The 19,964-nt window shown below is 43.7% G+C and carries 11 protein-coding genes; 10 read left to right on the forward strand and 1 reads right to left on the reverse strand.

All coding sequences use genetic code 11. The features are described from left to right. Positions 1 to 143: 143 nt before the first annotated feature. From KTG12_RS16650 to KTG12_RS16695, 10 genes are all read left to right on the forward strand, one after another. Positions 144 to 3,140 (forward strand): SusC/RagA family TonB-linked outer membrane protein, encoded by a 2,997-nt coding sequence (locus KTG12_RS16650; protein ID WP_005640906.1) that lies wholly within the window; start codon positions 144 to 146, stop codon positions 3,138 to 3,140. A 19-nt stretch (positions 3,141 to 3,159) separates the two neighbouring features. Continuing rightward, complete coding sequence (locus KTG12_RS16655) at positions 3,160 to 4,953, forward strand: RagB/SusD family nutrient uptake outer membrane protein (RefSeq protein ID WP_005640904.1); 1,794 nt, start codon at positions 3,160 to 3,162, stop codon at positions 4,951 to 4,953. A gap of 1,155 nt (positions 4,954 to 6,108) precedes the next feature. Then, positions 6,109 to 7,215 carry a basic secretory protein-like protein gene (locus KTG12_RS16660; protein WP_005651287.1) on the forward strand — a complete coding sequence of 369 codons (1,107 nt, stop codon included), beginning with the start codon at positions 6,109 to 6,111 and terminating at the stop codon, positions 7,213 to 7,215. Positions 7,216 to 7,233: 18 nt separating this feature from the next. Then, a complete protein-coding gene (locus KTG12_RS16665; protein ID WP_005640897.1) occupies positions 7,234 to 9,561 on the forward strand; it encodes a GH92 family glycosyl hydrolase in 2,328 nt (775 codons plus the stop codon). Between the two features lie 17 nt (positions 9,562 to 9,578). Beyond that, the gene (locus tag KTG12_RS16670) at positions 9,579 to 11,867 is read left to right on the forward strand and encodes a GH92 family glycosyl hydrolase (protein ID WP_005640895.1); all 2,289 of its coding nucleotides are present in this window, start codon (positions 9,579 to 9,581) and stop codon (positions 11,865 to 11,867) included. A gap of 146 nt (positions 11,868 to 12,013) precedes the next feature. Next, positions 12,014 to 14,338 carry a GH92 family glycosyl hydrolase gene (locus KTG12_RS16675; protein WP_005640893.1) on the forward strand — a complete coding sequence of 775 codons (2,325 nt, stop codon included), beginning with the start codon at positions 12,014 to 12,016 and terminating at the stop codon, positions 14,336 to 14,338. 118 nt (positions 14,339 to 14,456) lie between these two features. Beyond that, positions 14,457 to 15,605 (forward strand): DUF262 domain-containing protein, encoded by a 1,149-nt coding sequence (locus KTG12_RS16680; protein ID WP_046451955.1) that lies wholly within the window; start codon positions 14,457 to 14,459, stop codon positions 15,603 to 15,605. Continuing rightward, complete coding sequence (locus KTG12_RS16685) at positions 15,602 to 16,624, forward strand: AAA family ATPase (protein WP_122343500.1); 1,023 nt, start codon at positions 15,602 to 15,604, stop codon at positions 16,622 to 16,624. Before KTG12_RS16680 ends, KTG12_RS16685 begins: the two co-directional genes overlap by 4 nt. A gap of 1 nt (position 16,625) precedes the next feature. Next, positions 16,626 to 17,216 (forward strand): hypothetical protein, encoded by a 591-nt coding sequence (locus KTG12_RS16690; protein WP_227226101.1) that lies wholly within the window; start codon positions 16,626 to 16,628, stop codon positions 17,214 to 17,216. Between the two features lie 250 nt (positions 17,217 to 17,466). Then, positions 17,467 to 19,113, forward strand: coding sequence for a diphosphate--fructose-6-phosphate 1-phosphotransferase (locus tag KTG12_RS16695; protein ID WP_022322946.1), 1,647 nt, complete (start codon positions 17,467 to 17,469; stop codon positions 19,111 to 19,113). A 450-nt stretch (positions 19,114 to 19,563) separates the two neighbouring features. Here KTG12_RS16695 and KTG12_RS16700 read toward each other — a convergent pair whose 3' ends face one another. Continuing rightward, positions 19,564 to 19,902: a TM2 domain-containing protein gene (locus KTG12_RS16700; RefSeq protein ID WP_005640883.1), complete on the reverse strand. Its 339-nt coding sequence runs from the start codon at positions 19,900 to 19,902 to the stop codon at positions 19,564 to 19,566. Between the last annotated feature and the right edge of the window lie 62 nt (positions 19,903 to 19,964).

A 19,964-nucleotide genomic window follows, 5' to 3' on the forward strand; every position in this document is an offset into this window, starting at 1 on the left:
TGCCCTGTGTTACTGTAATTGTGTTAAGATCGGCTAATATTGTCATTGAATTACAAAAAATAAAATTAAAAAATATAGATTGGAAGATAGTTCTTTCAATTTTCTGAATTTTAATGTGTTCATGTTAAATTAAAAGCAAAAAAATGATGAATGAATCTAAGCTATTATCCCCAAATGGGATAGTGAAGGCCTCAGCCTTATGCTTATTAATGTCTGCTTTTTCTGTTAATGCCGCATTTGCTGTTCCGGTATTGGATCGTGAAGTGATGGTTATACAACAAGGTCGGACTTTGACGGGTACTGTGGTCGATAATTTTGGAGACCCTGTTATTGGTGCCAATGTGATCGTCAAAGGAACAACGATCGGTAACATTACCGATGTGAACGGTACATTTACTGTTGAAAATGTACCGGATGATGCTGTATTGCAAATCTCTTATATCGGTTTTAAGACATTGGAAGTGCCGGTAAAAGGTCAGACAACCTTTAATATTACATTGCAAGAAGACACAGAGAACTTGCAGGAAGTAGTGGTGGTCGGTTATGGTTCTTCTGTGAAGAAGGATTTGACTACGGCAGTTACGAGTGTAAGTAGCAAAGATTTTTTGGCTGGTGCCGTGAATGATCCGATGCAGATGGTGGATGGAAAAGTAGCCGGAGTCGTGGTTAATAGTGTTGCCGCTGCTGACCCGAATACGAGTGGTAGTATTCAAGTGCGTGGAGCTTCTTCTTTGAAGGCCGGTAACAGTCCGTTGATTGTGATTGATGGTATGCCGGGAGGAGATTTGCGTAATTTGGCACAGTCGGATATCGAGTCTATTACCGTATTGAAAGATGGTTCTGCTGCAGCTATCTATGGTTCTCGTGGTGCAAATGGTGTAATCTTAGTAACGACCAAACAGGGAAAGGCGGGTAAGACGACCATTACGTATGATGGCTATGTCGAACATGATTTTGTGGCAAGCAAACCGGATGTTTTGGATGCAGAAGCCTATTTGGACAAGGTTACAGGTGCTGTTGATTACGGGCATCGAACCAATTGGTATGATGAGTTGATCAATAAAAATAATTTTGGTCATAATCACAATATTTCATTGTCCGGTGGTAGCGAAACAACTATTTTCCGTATGTCTGCTAACTTTAAAGGTAAGGAAGGATTGGATATCGCTTCTGATCGTAAAGAATACGGTTTACGTGGAAACTTTAAGCATACGACTTTGGAGGGGTTGTTGGAAGTAGGCGGTAATTTCTCTTATCGTATAGCTGACGAAGATTATACGGATTATGCTTCGTTCAAGCAGGCTGTTCAGTTGAATCCGACGTTCAGTGTGGATGAGATGGATGCATTCAAAGGTAATAGTTATTCCTTTAATCCTGTCAAAAATTTGACGGAGCAGGAGAATGGTGCAAAACAGGAATATTCCACAATCGATTTGAACTTGAAACTGAACATTCTGAAAAATCTGAATACAGAATTAAAGCTTGGTCGCCAAGGACATAACAAGAAACAGTCTCAGTATAAGTTCAAGACACATAAAGATTGTATTAATGGAAATTATAATGGTTATGCACTCTTGAAACAGGAAGCTTGGACAGATTGGACATTGGAATGGTTGGGAAATTATTCGTTCAAAATCAATGATGAACATGATTTCAAAATTATGGGCGGTTATTCCTATCAGCAATTCGATTACGAATGGTTCTCAGCATCGAACCGTGATTTTCCTTCCGATGCATTCTTATATAACTATCTTCAAGGCGGTGAGTACGAAAAGGTGAATGGCCGCTTGGGGATGGAATCCCATAAAGAAGAAGAAAAAACAATCGCGTTTTTGGGGCGTATTAATTATAACTGGAATGACGTATTCTTGTTTACAGGATCTTTACGCCATGAAGGTAACTCTAAGTTTGGTGAAGATCATAAATGGGGACTTTTCCCGGCAGCATCGGCTGCTTGGCGTGTGTCCAAATTGCCGGTGTTTGAAAACAGTTCTGCCGTTGACGATTTAAAACTTCGTTTTTCGTATGGTGTAACCGGACGTTCCGGGTTCGACCGTTATACGGCACAGGCCAAATATTCTGGATTCGGACAGTACTATAGTGATACTTATGGTAAATTTATCATGGGGTATGGACCAGGTAATAACCCAAATTATGATTTGGCTTGGGAAAAACAGATTTCTTACAACTTGGGTATTGATTATACTTTATTTAACTCTCGTCTGTCGGGTAGCTTTGATGCATTCATTCGTGAAGGTCGTGATGTAATCGGTGAATATCCTGTTCCTTTGCCACCGTATCTGCATGATAAAATTTATGCAAATGTGGGTACAACTACATCTAAAGGTTTTGAGTTCCAAGTGAATTGGGATGCAGTACAAACAAAAGATTTTTCTTATTCTACAAATTTGAATTTGGCTTATACAAAATCCAAACTGAAATCATTCTCTAACGAAAAGTATCAGTTGGGGTATATAGAAGGTGATGGATTCCCCTCTCCGGGTAATCCTGGTTCGGCTCAGCGTCTAGAAGACGGAATCGAGATAGGTTCTTTTTATGGATTCCGTTATGCAGGTGTCGATGATGCAGGTAATATCCTGATTTGGGAAAAAGGTGAAGAAGGTGGAGTAACGAAGTTGGGAGCCGATGGTAATGAACAGGATAAGGTTTATCTGGATGGAACAGGTGTTCCCAAGTGGGAGTTGTCTTGGGGAAATACGTTCAGATATAAAGACTTTGATTTGTCATTGTTCTTCCGTGGACGTTTTCGCTATAAAGTGATGAACCAGTATGAAATGTATTATGGTCTGCAAGTGGTTTCCGGCGATAACAAGTTATCTTCCGCTTATGAAGAAAATGCTCATATCAAAGGCCCGAAAGTGATTTGTGACTATTTCTTGCAGAATGGTAATTATTTACGTTTGGACAATATCACATTGGGTTGGACTCCGAAATTGAATACGAAGTGGATTTCTAATTTACGTGTGTATGGTACGTTGAAGAACGTGTTTACATTGACTAAGTATTCGGGGGTAGATCCGACGACGGTGACGACTACAGGCTTGTGGCCGGGAATCGGTGGAATGGAGGTCTATCCGACCGCAAGGAATCTGACATTTGGCGTACAAATCACTTATTAATTAAATTAAGAGACAGAACATGAAAAAAATTAAATTATTATGTGCTGCAGGTTTGTTGGGTGCTCTTGCCATGACATCTTGTACGGATCTGACAGAAAAAGTATATTCAGATTTAGTGAGAGACAATTATTATACGGATAAATTGTCTGTTGAAGCTGCCGTGGTTCGTTGTTTCGAACATAGTGACAATGTTACGTGGCGCGGTGATATCTGGAAGTTGCAGGAATTGACAGGTGACCATTTTGTCTGGACACAGAAAGGACGGCACGGATATGACGATGGCCAATGGATTCGCCTGCACGAACATAAATGGAACTATATTCAAGGACAGATCAACGGTGCTTGGGTGGCATCTTACCAGTGTATCAGTCAGGTAAACACGGTGTTGCGTGATTTCAATACGGTTGATTTTAGTGCGATCGGTGTTACTGATGAAGAGAAGGCTGCTTATTATAGTGACTTACGTGTATTGCGGGCTTGGTACTACATGTTTTTGTTGGATTTTTACCGTCAGGTTCCAATCGCTACGGAACAACAGGCTTCTGATGAAATCGTGCCTCAGAGTACAGCAAAAGAGGTTTATGATTTCATTGAGTCGGAATTGAAAGAATGTATCCCTACATTGCCGAAAGAAAAACGTCTCGGACGTTGGACACAGGGACCGGCAGCCGGTTTGTTGGTTCGTCTTTATTTGAATGCCAAGGTGTGGATTGGTGAGGATCATTATGCTGATTGTAAGCAATGGGCGGAAGATATTATTGCCGGTAAATATGGTACATACAGCATAAACCAACAAGATTATCGTGATCCGTTCCGTTCTGGTATCAATAAATATCAGTCTCCTGAGAATATGTTCGAGTTTTGGCACGAACGCGGTCGTTTGGAACAACAGACGATGTGGGCAGATGGTATGCACTATTCTGCAGCCCAGACGATTGGTAGCGATGGTGGTGGCAACAACGGTATCCATTTGCAGCCTTCTCGTGACTTCCAAGGAAATGTGTATCAGTTTGCCAGCGGACTCGGAAATCCATTTGAAAAATATGCGAAGTGTGACTATCGTGTAATTCCTTTCCATACGACAGATGCGAAAGGTGGTTATGAAGGTTTCTTCTTGCAAGGGGCACAGATGAAATATGACGAGTCGAAGCAATATGGTTTTACAGATGAAAATGTGAATGGCTCCGAAGAATGGATGGGTTTCCCGTTGGTGTTTGTCGACCAGGTAGGACGTTTTTCAGAAGATAAGTCGTTGAACGCCGAAAACAAGAAACAAGCCTTGTTGGATGCTGCTGCCCGTGGGGGATATTTCATTTGTAATGATGCTGATGTGATCGCGAAAGGTTCTCAGGTGACTACCGGTGAAGAAAATTCCGGTTTCCGTTTCAATAAATTCCCTTATTTACCGGATCATGATGGTTTGTTCCGTTCTCAGTCTACTCCTGAGATGCGCTTGTCTGAAATGTATTACTCATTGGCAGAATGCTATTACAGGGAAGGAAATAAGGCAAAAGCAGCTGAACTATTGGATTATGTACGGGTAAGAAATTACCCTGCGGAAGAATGGTCGAAATATAGCTATGTGGCAAATCTGGATAAGTTGACGGATTCTGAATTTTTAGATGAGTGGGGACGTGAGTTCATCGGTGAACGCCGCCGCCGTATTGATTTGATTCGTTGGAATAAATTCCATGAAGAATGGTGGAATAAGGGAAAAGATGCTACAGACAAAGAATATAGCTATTTCCCTATTCCTCAAAACCAACTGAATGCAAGTCCGATCCTGAAACAGACAACTCCGGGTTGGGAATAATGGTGCATGGCTGACTGAAAGAATGGCTATTTTGAATATTAATGTAGCACTTAATTATAATAGGCTATTTTTTCAGAATAATATAACGAGTCTGCTGAGTTTTTCTTGGCAGGCTTGTTTGTTTTTAGGGCAACCAAAATTACTATCCGGGATCACCTTTTTTCCCTTATGAAAATTTCGCATACCAACCATCATACTGTCATTTCTGGTTGTTAACTGTTGCTTTACAGTATGTTAAAGTATGACAGTTGCTGTTTTTCACTATCATTCTACCATCATGCATCTATCATGATTTTTACTTGTCGGTTTATTTATATGGTTGATAATGGGATGTTTGCATTTATATAAGCCCAAATGGTCATCGATAAAACGAGAACGTTTTTGTGTTAAAACGACCTTGTTTGCCGGACAAGATGCAAAAACGAGGCATAAAAACACCCACGGCATGGCGGATAAACATCCACGCATCCACGGAAAGGCCTTGCACAGACCCGGGTCTGCACCTCTCCCACACCCGGGTCTCCGTGGCTCTTACACCCGGGTCTCAAGCGGCTCTTCAAGCCGTTTTTGACAAAAGAAAAGCCGGTCTTGATGAAAAATGAAGCTGTTTTAACATGTTTTGTACCTGTTCCCGGACGGTCTCTGTTATTGTCGTATAATTGATACACTGGATGTTATCGTTTTTTCGCCATGATGGTTATGACAGATGAATGATAGTAAAAAACGGCAACTGTCATGCTGTAACTTATTGGTTTAAAGTTGTATATAGACGGATATGGTAGTATGATGGTTGGTTTTGCAAAACAGTTATGTAATTAGTCCGTATCGGTGACGAAAACAGATGGATGCTTTATGATTTTGGTGCTCTGGTTTGTCTTTACAAAGTATAGAAGGTGTCGTAGATTTCCTAAATAGTATCATAATTGATCAATGTCAATTGTGGTATTCTTTTGGCATTTGAGTGTTACTCTTGTATAGAGGAGAATTTTTAATATTGTGATGAATTTGGTAAAGTAAAGAATTTTTCACTGATGTAAAAAATAATGGGGAGTTTGTGTTTTTAGTTTTAATCTCCGCTGGAGATGATTTAGTATTTCCAGCGGAGTATTTTCATTAAGTTGTCGAATAAGTAAAAACTGAAATATTTTTGAAAGCATGAAGAGTTATATATTAGTATCGATAAGTTTATTATTGTGTTCTTGTCAGGCAAAATTACCGGTGAATGTTCCTGAATTGTCAGATGGGAATCCGACAACCTGTTTCGTGGGAACGGAAGGGGTAAATAAAGTGATTTTTGATGAACAATATACTGTTCCCATCCAAAGTTATAAAATCTATTCGTCCGGCGAGACGCCTGTTCACGATCCGTCTGCCTGGACATTGAAAGGTTCCTATGACGGGAAGAACTGGGTGGTTGTGGATGAACGGAAAGACCAGACGTTCTGTTCCCGCTATCAGGAAATTCTTTGTTCGATAACCAAACCTTCCAATTATAAACAGTATATGCTGGAAGCTGCTACGGCAGTTGGTGATACATTGGTGTTGGGAGATGTGGTGTTGTTCGATGAGAATCTGAATGCCGGCTGGGAGGATTTCAAATATCCGGAAATCGATTACGAAGTGATTGATCCGGAAACTAAGGGGGCTGCCATTTATGCGGATCTTGTCCAGAATCCGGACGAATACATACGTTATCACGCTCGAAAGGTAGCCGAAATTCTTTTCTATTCGGCAAAAGATACGATGAATGATGTTCAAAAGGTTCATTATACGTTGAAAGATTATGACGGAGTTTCAGCCAAGAGTGGTAATCCGGCCAATACCTCGATTGTTTACAGCACTCAGCATATTGAGAAATCAGCGAACGAATCCCTCTATAAGCTCGACTTTGAAACACGTGGTGTCCTGTTTCATGAATTGGTACACGCCTATCAGTTCGAACCGAAAGGAATCGGTTCCTATTCAACCAACAAAACATTCTGGGCTTGTATCGAAGGGCTGGCGGATGCAGTCCGTGCCCAAGCAGGATATTTCGATATGAGTACCCGTAAACCGGGCGGTAACTGGATGGACGGTTATCGTACGACCGGCTTTTTTATCCAATGGCTGACGACCAAAGACCCGGATGCCATCCGCAAGTTCCATGAGACGGTCCGCGACCTCGACGAATGGAGTTTCGACAAGGCGATGAAGCGTATGTTCGGCGATGATGCCAGCATTGAAGGGCTGTGGAATGAGTATCAAGCCTTTTTATCAAAATAAATATAGAAACAAGATATCATGAAGAAGACAATTCTTTTATTTTCAGCTTTGCTGATCTTTGGGAACTTGTCCGCCCAAGATAAGGCAGCATTGGTGAATCCGATTATCGGGACAAACGGGATGGGACATACGTTTCCGGGGGCTTGCGTGCCTTTCGGACTGGTCCAGTTGAGCCCGGACACGGACACGATCCCTCATAACGTGGATGGCAAGTATCAGCCGCGTGCCTATGAATATTGTGCCGGCTATCAACATAAGGACAGCAGTATCGTCGGGTTCAGCCATACGCATTTCAGCGGAACCGGACATTCCGACCTCGGCGATATCCTGATTATGCCGGCTACCGGCGAATTGAAACTGAATCCCGGAACGGCAACCGACCCGGATGGCGGCTACCGTTCGCGTTTCTCACACGATACGGAGGTATCCCGTCCCGGCTACTATGAAGTGATGCTGGCCGACTACGGCGTGAAAGCACAACTGACGGCAACCAAGCGGGTGGGTGTGCATAAATATACGTTCCCGAAAGAAGCGAAGAACCAGCGAATCATTTTGGATATGATTCATGGTATCTACAATTACGACGGAAAAGTCCTTTGGACGAATATCCGGGTCGAAAATGATACGCTGGTCACAGGCTATCGTATCACGAACGGATGGGCGCGTACCAACTATACTTATTTTGCCATGTCTTTCTCCAAACCGGTCGTTCATTACGGATGCGAGGAAAAAGCAAAAGTTAATTACCGGGGCGGATACGGCAAATTCAATATGAAAGAAAACTTTCCGGATATAGGCGGACGCAAGATCGTTGCTTATTTCGATTTCGATCCGGCGGTTTCCGAGGAATTGGAAGTGAAAGTGGCGCTTTCGGGAGTCAGCACGGATGGCGCTTTGAAAAATCTGCGGGCTGAAGCCTCCGGCTATAGTTTCGACCGGTTGGCGGCTCGTGCCGGTGAAACCTGGAATAAGGAATTGTCCGTTATCGAAGCCAATGGTACGGACGACCAGTTGGCGATGCTGTACACCTCTTTGTATCACACCATGATCAATCCTTGTGTCTATACGGATGTGGACGGACAGTATCGCGGGTTGGATCATAATATCCACAAGGCGGACGATTTCACGAACTACACGGTCTTTTCCGTTTGGGACACCTATCGTGCCCTGCATCCGCTGTTCAACATCATCAACCGCCGGGTAAATACGGATATCGCCCGCTCCATGCTGAAGCATTGCGAGCAAAGCGTGCATAAGGCTTTGCCTATCTGGAGCCATATGGCAAATGAAAACTGGTGCATGATCGGATATCATTCCGTTTCCGTTTTGGCCGATGCCGTGGCGAAAGGTCTTCCGTTAGACAAGGAAGAGGTTTTGAAAGCGATGGTGAGCAGTTCCACGATCCCTTACCTGGACGGGACCGGCGAATATATGGAAAAAGGGTATGTCGCACTTGACCATAACGGTAGCGCCGCTTCCCTGACGTTGGAATATGCCTATGACGACTGGACCATCTACCACACGGCGCTTTTGGCCGGCAACCGTTCTGTTGCCGATACGTATAAAAAACGGGCGGCCAATTATACGAATGTTTTTGATACGAATATGGGCTATGCCCGTCCTCGTTATGCCGACGGACGCTGGAAAGAGAATTTCAACTTGCTGAACACGCATGGTGAAGGTTTTATCGAAGGAAATGCCTTGAACTATTCTTTCTATGTGCCGCAGGATGTGGACAATATGATCCGCCTGATGGGAGGCGACAAGTCCTTTGTCTCCAAGCTCGATTCCCTGTTTACGATGCACCTGCCTGCCGAGTTTTTCGCCCAGACCGAGGATGTGACGGAGGAAGGCTTGCTGGGCGGCTATGTGCATGGCAACGAACCGAGCCATCATATCCCGTTCCTGTATGCCTGGACCTCGCAACCTTGGAAAACGCAATATTGGCAGCGTGAAATCATGAATAAAATGTACCGCAATAATATCGACGGCCTGTGCGGTAACGACGATTGCGGCCAGATGTCTGCCTGGTATATCCTGTCTTCGATGGGGTTCTATCCGGTTTGTCCGGGTACGGACCAGTATGTGCTGGGAGCTCCTTACTTGCCTTATATGAAGGTTATGCTGGAAAACGGAAAGACTTTTGAGGTAAAGGCCGACAAGGTGAGCGACAAAAACCGTTATGTCAAGTCGGTCAAGTTGAATGGCAAGCCCTATACGAAAGGGTTCATTACTCAGCAGGACATTATGGATGGTGGTACGCTGACGTTCGAAATGACCTCTTCTCCTAATAAAAAACGTGTTTTTAACGGGACAGACAGACCCTATTCTTTGTCTTCAAATTAATTAAACATATTCTATCCATGAAGAAATTATTAATTTTAGCGATTACGCTTTGCAGCAGCCTCTTTACGGTGGATGCGGCTGACAAAAAGGACCTGGTGGATTACGTGAATCCGCTGGTCGGGAGCCAGTCGAAAATTTCTCTCTCGACAGGTAATACTTATCCGGCAATTGCCATGCCCTGGGGTATGAATTTCTGGATGCCACAGACCGGAAAGATGGGAGACGGCTGGGCGTACACATACGACGCGGACAAGATCCGTGGTTTCAAGCAGACTCACCAACCCAGCCCTTGGATCAACGATTACGGACAGTTTGCCATTATGCCCGTTACCGGTAAAGTGGTGTTTAACCAAGATAAACGTGCCAGCTGGTTTTCCCATAAGGCGGAAGTGGCAAAACCGAATTATTACCGGGTGTATCTGGCTGACCATGACGTTGTGACGGAAATCACGCCGACGGAACGTGCCGCCATGTTTCGCTTCACTTTCCCCGAATCGGACAACTCGTATGTGATTGTCGATGCTTTCGACCGTGGTTCTTATGTCAAGATCATACCCGAAGAAAACAAGATCATTGGCTATACGACTCGTAACAGCGGAGGGGTGCCTCAGAACTTCCGCAACTATTTCGTCGTCGTGTTTGACAAGCCTTTTACTTATAAGGCGACTGTCGGTGATGATGAGATCCGCAAAGGCGAGACTGAAGCGAAAGAGAACCATACCGGTGCCATTGTCGGTTTTTCCACCCGCAAGGGCGAGATTGTCCATGCTCGCGTAGCTTCTTCTTTTATCAGCCCTGAACAGGCTGAACTGAACCTGAAAGAATTGGGCGATCGTTCGTTTGACGAAATAGCCGAGGCTGGTCGCCAAGTGTGGAATGAAACTTTAGGACGTATCGCCGTGGAAGACGACGATGTGGACAAACTACGCACATTCTATTCCTGCCTGTACCGTTCGCTACTTTTCCCGCGCAGTTTCTACGAACTTGATGCAAACGGAAAAGTTGTACATTACAGTCCGTATAACGGAGAAGTGCTGCCGGGGTATATGTTTACCGATACCGGTTTTTGGGATACGTTCCGTTGCCTGTTCCCCTTCTTGAACCTGATGTATCCGGATATGAATACGAAGATGCAGGAGGGGCTTGCCAATACCTATAAGGAGAGCGGCTTCCTGCCGGAATGGGCAAGTCCGGGACATCGTGGCTGCATGGTCGGTAATAACTCGGCTTCTGTTGTGGCGGATGCTTACCTGAAAGGGCTTCGCGGATATGATATCGAGACGCTTTGGGAGGCTGTCGTGCATGGGGCTAACAGTGTACATCCGAAGGTGAAATCGACCGGACGTCTGGGATATGAATATTACAATAAATTGGGCTATGTGCCTTATAACGTGAAAATCAACGAAAGTGCCGCTCGTACGTTGGAATATGCTTATGATGACTGGGCTATCTATAAACTAGGTAAGGCTTTGGGCAAACCTGAATCCGAAATTGCCGTTTTCGCGAAACATGCTATGAATTATAAGAACCTATTCGATCCTGAAACCAAGTTGATGCGTGGCCGTAACGAGGACGGTTCGTTCCAGTCTCCTTTCAATCCGCTGAAATGGGGAGACGCTTTTACGGAAGGTAACAGTTGGCATTATACCTGGTCGGTCTTCCATGATCCGCAGGGACTGATCGACTTGATGGGAGGAAAGACAGGTTTCAATGCCATGATGGATTCCGTATTCAATGTCCCGCCTTTGTTCGATGACAGTTATTACGGTGGCGTGATCCATGAAATCCGCGAAATGCAGATTATGAATATGGGTAATTATGCGCATGGCAACCAGCCGATCCAGCACATGATCTACCTATACAACTATTCCGGCGAACCCTGGAAAGCACAGTATTGGGTGCGTGAAGTGATGGACAAGCTCTATTTCGCGACTCCCGACGGCTATTGCGGTGATGAGGATAACGGACAGACTTCGGCATGGTATGTATTCTCGGCTCTCGGCTTCTATCCGGTTTGTCCGGGTACGGACCAGTATATCTTGGGGTCTCCGCTGTTCAAAAGCGTGACGCTGAATCTGGAAAACGGCAAGAAGGTCGTGATCAAGGCCAACAATAATGGCGAGGCGAACCGTTACATCTCGTCTATGAAAGTGAATGGCAAGAACTATACGAAGAATTATCTGATACATGGCGACCTGATGCGTGGCATGAACATTCTTTATAATATGTCGGCCACACCGAACAAGAGCCGGGGTACGCAGGACAGTGACGCTCCTTACTCATTCTCCAATGAATTGGGAAAATAAATAAGATTGCATATAGATGGCTGGAAGCATTAATATTAACATAAGCACTTAATTATAATAGGACTTTCAGTCTAACTATAATCAAAAGGGCTATTTGGACCTTGTTTCAGATAGTCCTTTTTATTTATAACGACAATAGTTTGAATATGAAATTACGAATTTGTACTTTGATCGCTGTGTCGTGTGCCGCCTTATCCGGCACGGCACAGAATGAAAAGTTGACGGAATACGTCAATCCGCTGGTAGGAACGGATGGTTATGGCAATGTGTATCCGGGAGCGCAGATCCCGTTCGGAGGGATCCAGATCAGCCCGGATACGGATGCTAAATATTATGATGCGGCTGCCGGTTATAAATATAACCACACTTCTATCCTGGGCTTTAGCCTGACGCATCTTAGCGGGACCGGTATTCCTGACTTGGGAGATTTTCTGTTTATCCCCGGAACCGGAGAGATGAAACTGGAACCCGGAAGCCGTGAGAATCCCGATGAGGGCTATCGTTCCCGATACACGCACGACGAGGAACAGGCTACTCCGAACTATTATGCCGTCCGCTTGCAAGACTACGGCGTGAAGGCGGAGATGACGGCAGGGGTACGGAGTGGCATGTTCCGTTTTACTTATCCCGAATCGGAAAAATCATTTATCATGATTGATATGAACCATACGCTTTGGCAGTCGTGCGAATGGGCCAACCTGCGCATGGAAAACGATTCGACCATCACTGGCTATAAGTTGGTGAAAGGGTGGGGACCTGAACGCCATGTCTATTTTGCAGCTGTCTTTTCCAGAAAATTGACGGGTCTGCGCTTCATGCAGGACAAGAAGCCGGTGATCTATAATACATCCCGGTTCAGGAGCGACCGTGAGGCTTGGGGGAAGAACCTGATGGCTTGCCTTTCTTTCGCAACTGGGGAAGGGGAGGAAGTGATCGTGAAAACGGCCATCTCTTCCGTCAGTACCTCCGGGGCGAAGATGAATATGCAGGAACTGGACGGACTGACATTTGACAGCCTCAAAGAGAAAGGGGAGGAACTTTGGGAGAAAGAATTGCAAAAATACCGGATAACTACCGACCGGAAGACAAAGGAAACGTTTTATACTTCTGCCTACCATGCCGCCCTCCATCCGTTTGTTTTCCAGGATGTGGATGGCCGTTTCAGGGGGTTGGACAAGAATATCGAGCAAGCGAAAGGCTTTACCAACTATACGACTTTTTCTTTGTGGGACACCTACCGGGCTTTGCATCCCTGGTTCAATTTAGTGCATCAGGACATAAATGCCGACATCGCCAATTCGATGCTGGCCCACTTTGACAAGAGCGTGGAGAAAATGCTCCCGATCTGGTCTTTTTACGGAAACGAGACTTGGTGCATGATCGGCTATCATGCGGTCTCCGTCCTGGCGGATATGATCGTCAAAGGTGTGAAAGGTTTCGACTACGAACGGGCGTATGAGGCGATGAAAACGACTGCCTTGAACGAACATTACGACTGTTTGCCCGACTATATGCGGAATGGCTACGTCCCGTTTGACAAAGAGGCGGAGTCGGTTTCCAAAACATTGGAATATGCCTATGACGACTATTGTATCGCACAGGCTGCCAAAGCTTTGGGCAAGATGGACGATTATCAGTATTTTCTGAATCGTTCTCTTTCTTATCAGACTCTGATCGACCCGGAAACGAAGTATATGCGTGGTCGTGACAGCCAGGGTAATTGGCGTACTCCGTTTACTCCGGTAGCTTATCAAGGACCGGGATCGGTGAACGGTTGGGGAGATATTACCGAAGGTTTTACAATGCAATATACATGGACAGTTCCGCATGATGTGCAGGGATATATCAATTTGGCAGGGAAGAAACTTTTCGAGAAGCGACTAGACGATCTCTTTACGGTCGAATTGCCGGACGATATTCCGGGAGCGCATGACATCCAGGGGCGTATCGGTGGCTACTGGCATGGCAACGAACCTTGCCACCACATCGCTTATCTGTACAACTATTTAGGCAAACCCTGGAAATGCCAGAAGTGGATCAGGGAGATCGTTGCTCGTTTTTATGGAAATGAACCGGGATCGTTGAGCGGGAATGACGACTGCGGGCAGATGTCGGCCTGGTATATGTTCAACTGCGCAGGCTTTTATCCGGTAGCCCCTTCCAGCAATATCTATAACATCGGCTCCCCTTGTGTAGAGGCGCTTTCGATCCGGATGAGCAACGGAAAGGAAATAAAGATGACCACGGAAAACTGGTCGGAAGAGAACGTTTATATCAAGGAGCTATATGTCAACGGAAAGAAATATGATAAATCATATCTGACCTATGAGGATGTGCAAGCAGGAATTACCCTGCACTTTGTGATGAGCGGCAAACCGAACTACAAACGTGCCGTTTCGGCGGACGCCCGTCCCGCCTCGTTGTCGTCACCGGGCAAAACGATGTTTTACCAGATATCTGATAGCAAGTAAATGGACGATTTCTATTCGATTTTCCGATAAATCTCAATATCTTTGCATGAAACATTTATCTCTTTATTAATTTAAAGACTATTGCTCAATCGTAAATCAGGATAAATATATGGGAAATATGGATATAAAAGATGAAGCATCAATAATAAACAGTGATGAAAATGTGGTTAGCGATGTGGAACAAGCCGATCTGTCAATAAACGGAGATGATTCATATACCATATATCCGAATGCCGAAGTGAGGGTGGAAAAGGCTCAATATAGTATTATGCATTTGCATACACTTTGCCTGAAGCGGAAAGAATTAATAATTGATCCGGATTTCCAGAGGCATGATGTCTGGAAACAAAGGCAGAAGTCCGAGCTGATCGAATCGATCCTAATGGGAATTCCTATACCATTAATGTATTTATTTGAGGATAAGAATGGGAAGAAGCAAGTTGTTGACGGACGACAAAGGATAAGTGCTATTTTGGATTTTCTGGAAGGAAAGTTCAAATTGAATAATCTGAGAATATTGAAGCAGTTTAATGGATGTTGTTTTGCGGATTTGGATTTGAAGCAACAGGGAGTTATTGAAGACTTTCAATTACTTTTTTATATTATACAGCCTCCGACTCCTGAGCGGGTAAAGTATGATATCTTTGATCGGGTAAATCGCGGAGGAACTCCGTTGAATAAGCAGGAAATGAGGAATGCCTTATACCGTGGACGTTGCACACGGATGTTGGATAAACTTTGCTGTTCTCCCGAATTTTTGATTGCGACAGGGCGTTCTATTAATAAAGAAAGGATGAAAGACCAATATGTCGTTTTACGGGCAATGGCCTTCCTGATGTTGCATCGTGGAGAGTTTAAAGATATTCCGGCTCTCCAATACCGGGGGGATATAGATGATTTTCTAGCTCGTTTTATGGTTTATGTGAATGATAATGCACCTGAAAAATTGATTGTAGATTATGAGAATCTATTTATTCGCTGTATGCAGATCAGTTATGATCTTTTAGGAGAAAATGGTTTTCGTTTTTCGGGAAATGGGATTAGAAGACCTATAAACATGCCTCTTTTTGAGGCATTAAGTTATTTGTTTTCTTTTGTCCCTGAGAAAATTGATTACACATGGGCGTCAAGACTCATACTGGATATAGAATCTGTAAAGGAAGAGTTTGATGATTCCCGTTATTTTTCCGGTAATATAGACTCGACTACAAGTGTCTCTTTCAGGTTTGATCGAATGGATAAAATAATAAACAGGATTCAGTTATGATAAAACATATACAAATAAAAGACTATAAATGTCTTCATGATGAGAACTTGGAGATAAAGCCTTTTACAATTGTAACGGGTGTTAACTCGGCAGGTAAGTCAAGTTTGATACAGTCGGTATTACTTCCTGTTCGCAGGATAGGAAAAAATGGACAAATTTTACTGGATACTATTGTGAATCTGACATTCGATACGATTAGAAATAAGTATTATAATGCAAAAAGTGTCAGGGTCGATATCGATATCGATAATGTGCATATTTCCTATCACGGAACAAATGAACTCTCTTTGGTTTTTCTTCCTTCGGAAGAGGATGCCGGCATGCCGATCGACATAGAGCAAAATTTATACTATTTGTCTGCCAATAGAATCGGGGCGGAGTTGCATTCCAAAATTTCGCCACAGTTTAAAGTGGGCGTAGTCGGTGAGTATATAGTAGGTTCATTTGAAAAAGAAAAATCTAATCCTTTAATGCCGGAATTGATTAAAGATGATTCCTCTTATACTTTATCTGCTCAGGTGAATTATTGGTTGTCTTATATTTTAGATATACCGACGGAGTTGCAGACGGAACGCCGTTTGGATGATGTGGTCGAGGTACAGTATAAAAGTGATGGGTTGGGGAATATTTCGCCTTTCCAGTTGGGAGCTGGCGTAAGTTATCTTACCAAAATGTTGATCATGTGCTTGCGGGCAAAAAAGAATGATGTTATTCTTATCGAAAATCCGGAAATCCATCTTCATCCGGCCAGCCAGGCAAAGGTTGGTGAATTCTTGGCCTTTATTGTTAGAGCCGGTATACAGGTAATCATAGAAACACATTGCGAACACCTTATATATAAGGTCGGTTATGAGATTTATAAAAAGCGTTTTTTGAAAGATGATGTGACCATTTTGTATAAAGAGGGCATCCAGAATCCGTTCATTGTACTTGGCTTTAAAGAGGATGGCAAGTTTACTCGTGACTTCCCGGAAGGTTTTTTCGATGCGACTTTAGCTGAACTGCTTGAAATGGAATAATATGGGGAAATATAGTTTTGTGTTGTCTGATACTTTGTATAAGCAATATTATTTGTTTAAGGAGCATCAGGACTATGATAAAGATATAATCTTGCACTTGCTTAAGTTTCGTTGTGGCGAGTTTCTGACCAATACCAGACAATTAGATGATATCGGGATTGGCGATCGTGTGTCGAAAAGTCTTTATGACTCTTTAAAGTATGCCCGGTTAACAAAGCAGACTTTGGAAGAACTGGCAAGAAAGACTGACTATAAATTGATATTATGTGATGACAGAACAGATTATCCGTATGTCAATATCATGTCCGATCAGATCAGTAGCCATATCACCGGTTGTTTTTATAGAAATGTCCATAGAGATAAGGCGATCAGGCACATAAGAGCACTATGCCAGGATGCGAAAAAGATATGCCTGTACGATCAATACCTGAATGCCTGCAAGGATGTCTTGAAATTGATTTTGCCAAACAAAAAAGTAGAACTCGTCTATCATTCGAAGCATTTGAATGATAGTGCTGTTGCTGATTTGCAAAAGTATAATCCTCAATGGTCTTTTTCCTTGGATGATTCACTGTTGACCCATCATGATTGATATATCGTGATTGATAATAAAATGGAAATCATCTTATCCAGCGGTTTTATGTATTTGGAATTGACGGGTAAGGAACTGACTTATGTGGTTAGGCCTGTTCAGGAAAACAGGCTGTTGGTGAATGGCTGAAGAAAAATGCGGAATAAAGGGCTATATCGTATTATCTTCTTTCGCGAATACAGAAAAATTTCTATATTTGCACCGCCTTTAATTAGGAATCAGATACTTTCTAAATAAATCAGATTAAGAAATGACAAAGAGTGCATTACAAATTGCAAGAGCAGCTTACCAGCCAAAGGTTCCCGCTGCATTGAAAGGAGCTGTAAAAGCCGTAGATGGTGAGTATACACAATCAGTTGCCGATCAGGACGAAATCAAAAAGTTATTCCCGAACACGTACGGAATGCCTGTCGTTACTTTTGAAAAGAGCAACGAAAAGAAAGAACTGCCGGCAATGAATGTCGGTGTGATCCTTTCCGGTGGTCAGGCTCCTGGTGGTCATAACGTGATTGCAGGTCTGTTCGACGGTATCAAGGCTAACAACGCAGCTTCTCGTCTGTATGGCTTTATCCTCGGACCTGGTGGTCTGATCGATCATAAATATATGGAACTGACTGCTGACATTATTGACGAGTACCGCAACACGGGTGGTTTTGATATGATTGGTTCAGGCCGTACCAAACTGGAAACAAAAGAACAGTTCGACAAGGGGCTGGAAATTCTGAAAGAACTGGACATCAAGGCACTGGTTATCATTGGTGGCGACGACTCCAACACAAATGCTTGCGTACTGGCCGAATACTACAAGGCTACGGGGGCCGGTGTTCAGGTAATCGGCTGTCCGAAGACGATCGACGGTGACCTGAAGAACGAGCAGATCGAAACTTCTTTCGGTTTCGACACGGCTTGTAAGGTTTATTCCGAAGTTATCGGTAATATCCAGCGTGACTGCAACTCGGCACAGAAGTACTGGCACTTCATCAAGCTGATGGGACGTTCTGCTTCTCACATCGCTTTGGAATGCGCTTTGCAGACTCAGCCGAATATTTGTATCATCTCCGAAGAAGTTGAGGAAAAGAACATGTCTTTGGACGATATCGTGACTTACATCGCCGGAATTGTAGCAAAACGTGCTGCCGAAGGCCACAACTTCGGTACGGTGCTGATTCCCGAAGGTCTGATCGAATTCGTTCCGGCTATGAAACGCCTGATCGCTGAGCTGAACGACTTCCTTGCTAAACACGATGCCGAATTCAAGATGATCAAGAAGAGCGAACAACGTGCTTACATCATCAGCAAGTTGACAAAAGAAAATTCCGACTTGTATGCTTCCCTGCCGGAAGGTGTGGCACGTCAGTTGTCACTCGATCGCGACCCGCATGGAAACGTACAGGTTTCTCTGATCGAAACAGAAAAATTGCTGTCAGAAATGGTTGGCAAGAAGTTGGCAGAATGGAAGGCCGAAGGCAAATATGTCGGCAAGTTTGCTGCACAGCACCACTTCTTCGGTTACGAAGGCCGTTGCGCTGCTCCATCCAACTATGATGCGGACTACTGCTATTCTTTGGGTTATACGGCTTCTTGCCTGATCGCCGCCGGCAAGACAGGTTATATGTCTTCCGTACGCAACACGACAGCTCCGGCTGACAAGTGGATCGCTGGTGGTATCCCTGTAACTATGATGATGAACATGGAAAAACGCCACGGCGAAATGAAACCTGTTATCCAGAAAGCTTTGGTTAAGCTCGACGGTGCTCCTTTCAAGAAATTTGCTGCTAACCGCGATGAATGGGCTATGACGACAAGCTATGTTTATCCTGGTCCTATCCAGTATTTTGGTCCGACTGAAGTTTGCGACGAACCGACTAAGACATTGCAGTTGGAACAAGCTCAATAATATATCTGACGATATATAATCAATCAATAATGATAGAGGTAAGGCACTTAGCTTTACCTCTATTTTATTGTCATACTATCATGCTTTGCTGTTGAAACTATGAATGTCAAGCCCTACATAAAATGATAGTTGGCATGACAGTTGTTTTTCTATGATTGTACTATCATGGGTGTGATCGCTTTTTTACGCGTACTATATGGTTTATTATCAGATATGTAGTTGCTTTTGTCTGTCGAGATCCGGATCTCAGTTATCTGCAGACCAGGGTTTCGATAGCTTTCAGATGGGGGTGTAAAAGGCGCTCTGACGGGCGTTTTGAGAAAAACATCAGGCATCTTTTGTCTAAAAAGTAACGTGTTTCGACAGAAAAGGCTTATTCTTTTCTGAAAACGTTCCACTTTTAATGCTTTTAGCGTACTTCTATGTCTGGTAAAACAGCTAAAATGATAGTTAGGGGTGATTTATGATCTCTTCTAATCTTTCCATATTCTTCCTCTTTGTCGCTCTCACGATCAGGAACCAGTCGATGATGTACCAGATTCCCAGACCACCGCCTGTGAGCAGTTTAATGATACCTTTACCCCAGTCCCCGATCAGGAAACGATCCAAACCGAAGTATCCTAAGAAACAAGAAACGGACAACATACAGATCGGGCTTTTGAAATGGTTTTTTGCTAAAATCGCCTCTTTTTCAGGAGGAAGGTCGAGCAGTCGATGGATAGGAATTTCATAATCAGGAAATTTGCTTTCATTGGCAAGAAGAAATTTGTCTACTTTATCTGCTTCCATATAATATTAAGTATTATTGTTATATGTGGCAAATATAAGGTTTTTCCGTATCTTTGGACTTC

The organism is Parabacteroides sp. MSK.9.14, from assembly GCF_019041495.1.
Lineage (GTDB): Bacteria > Bacteroidota > Bacteroidia > Bacteroidales > Tannerellaceae > Parabacteroides > Parabacteroides merdae.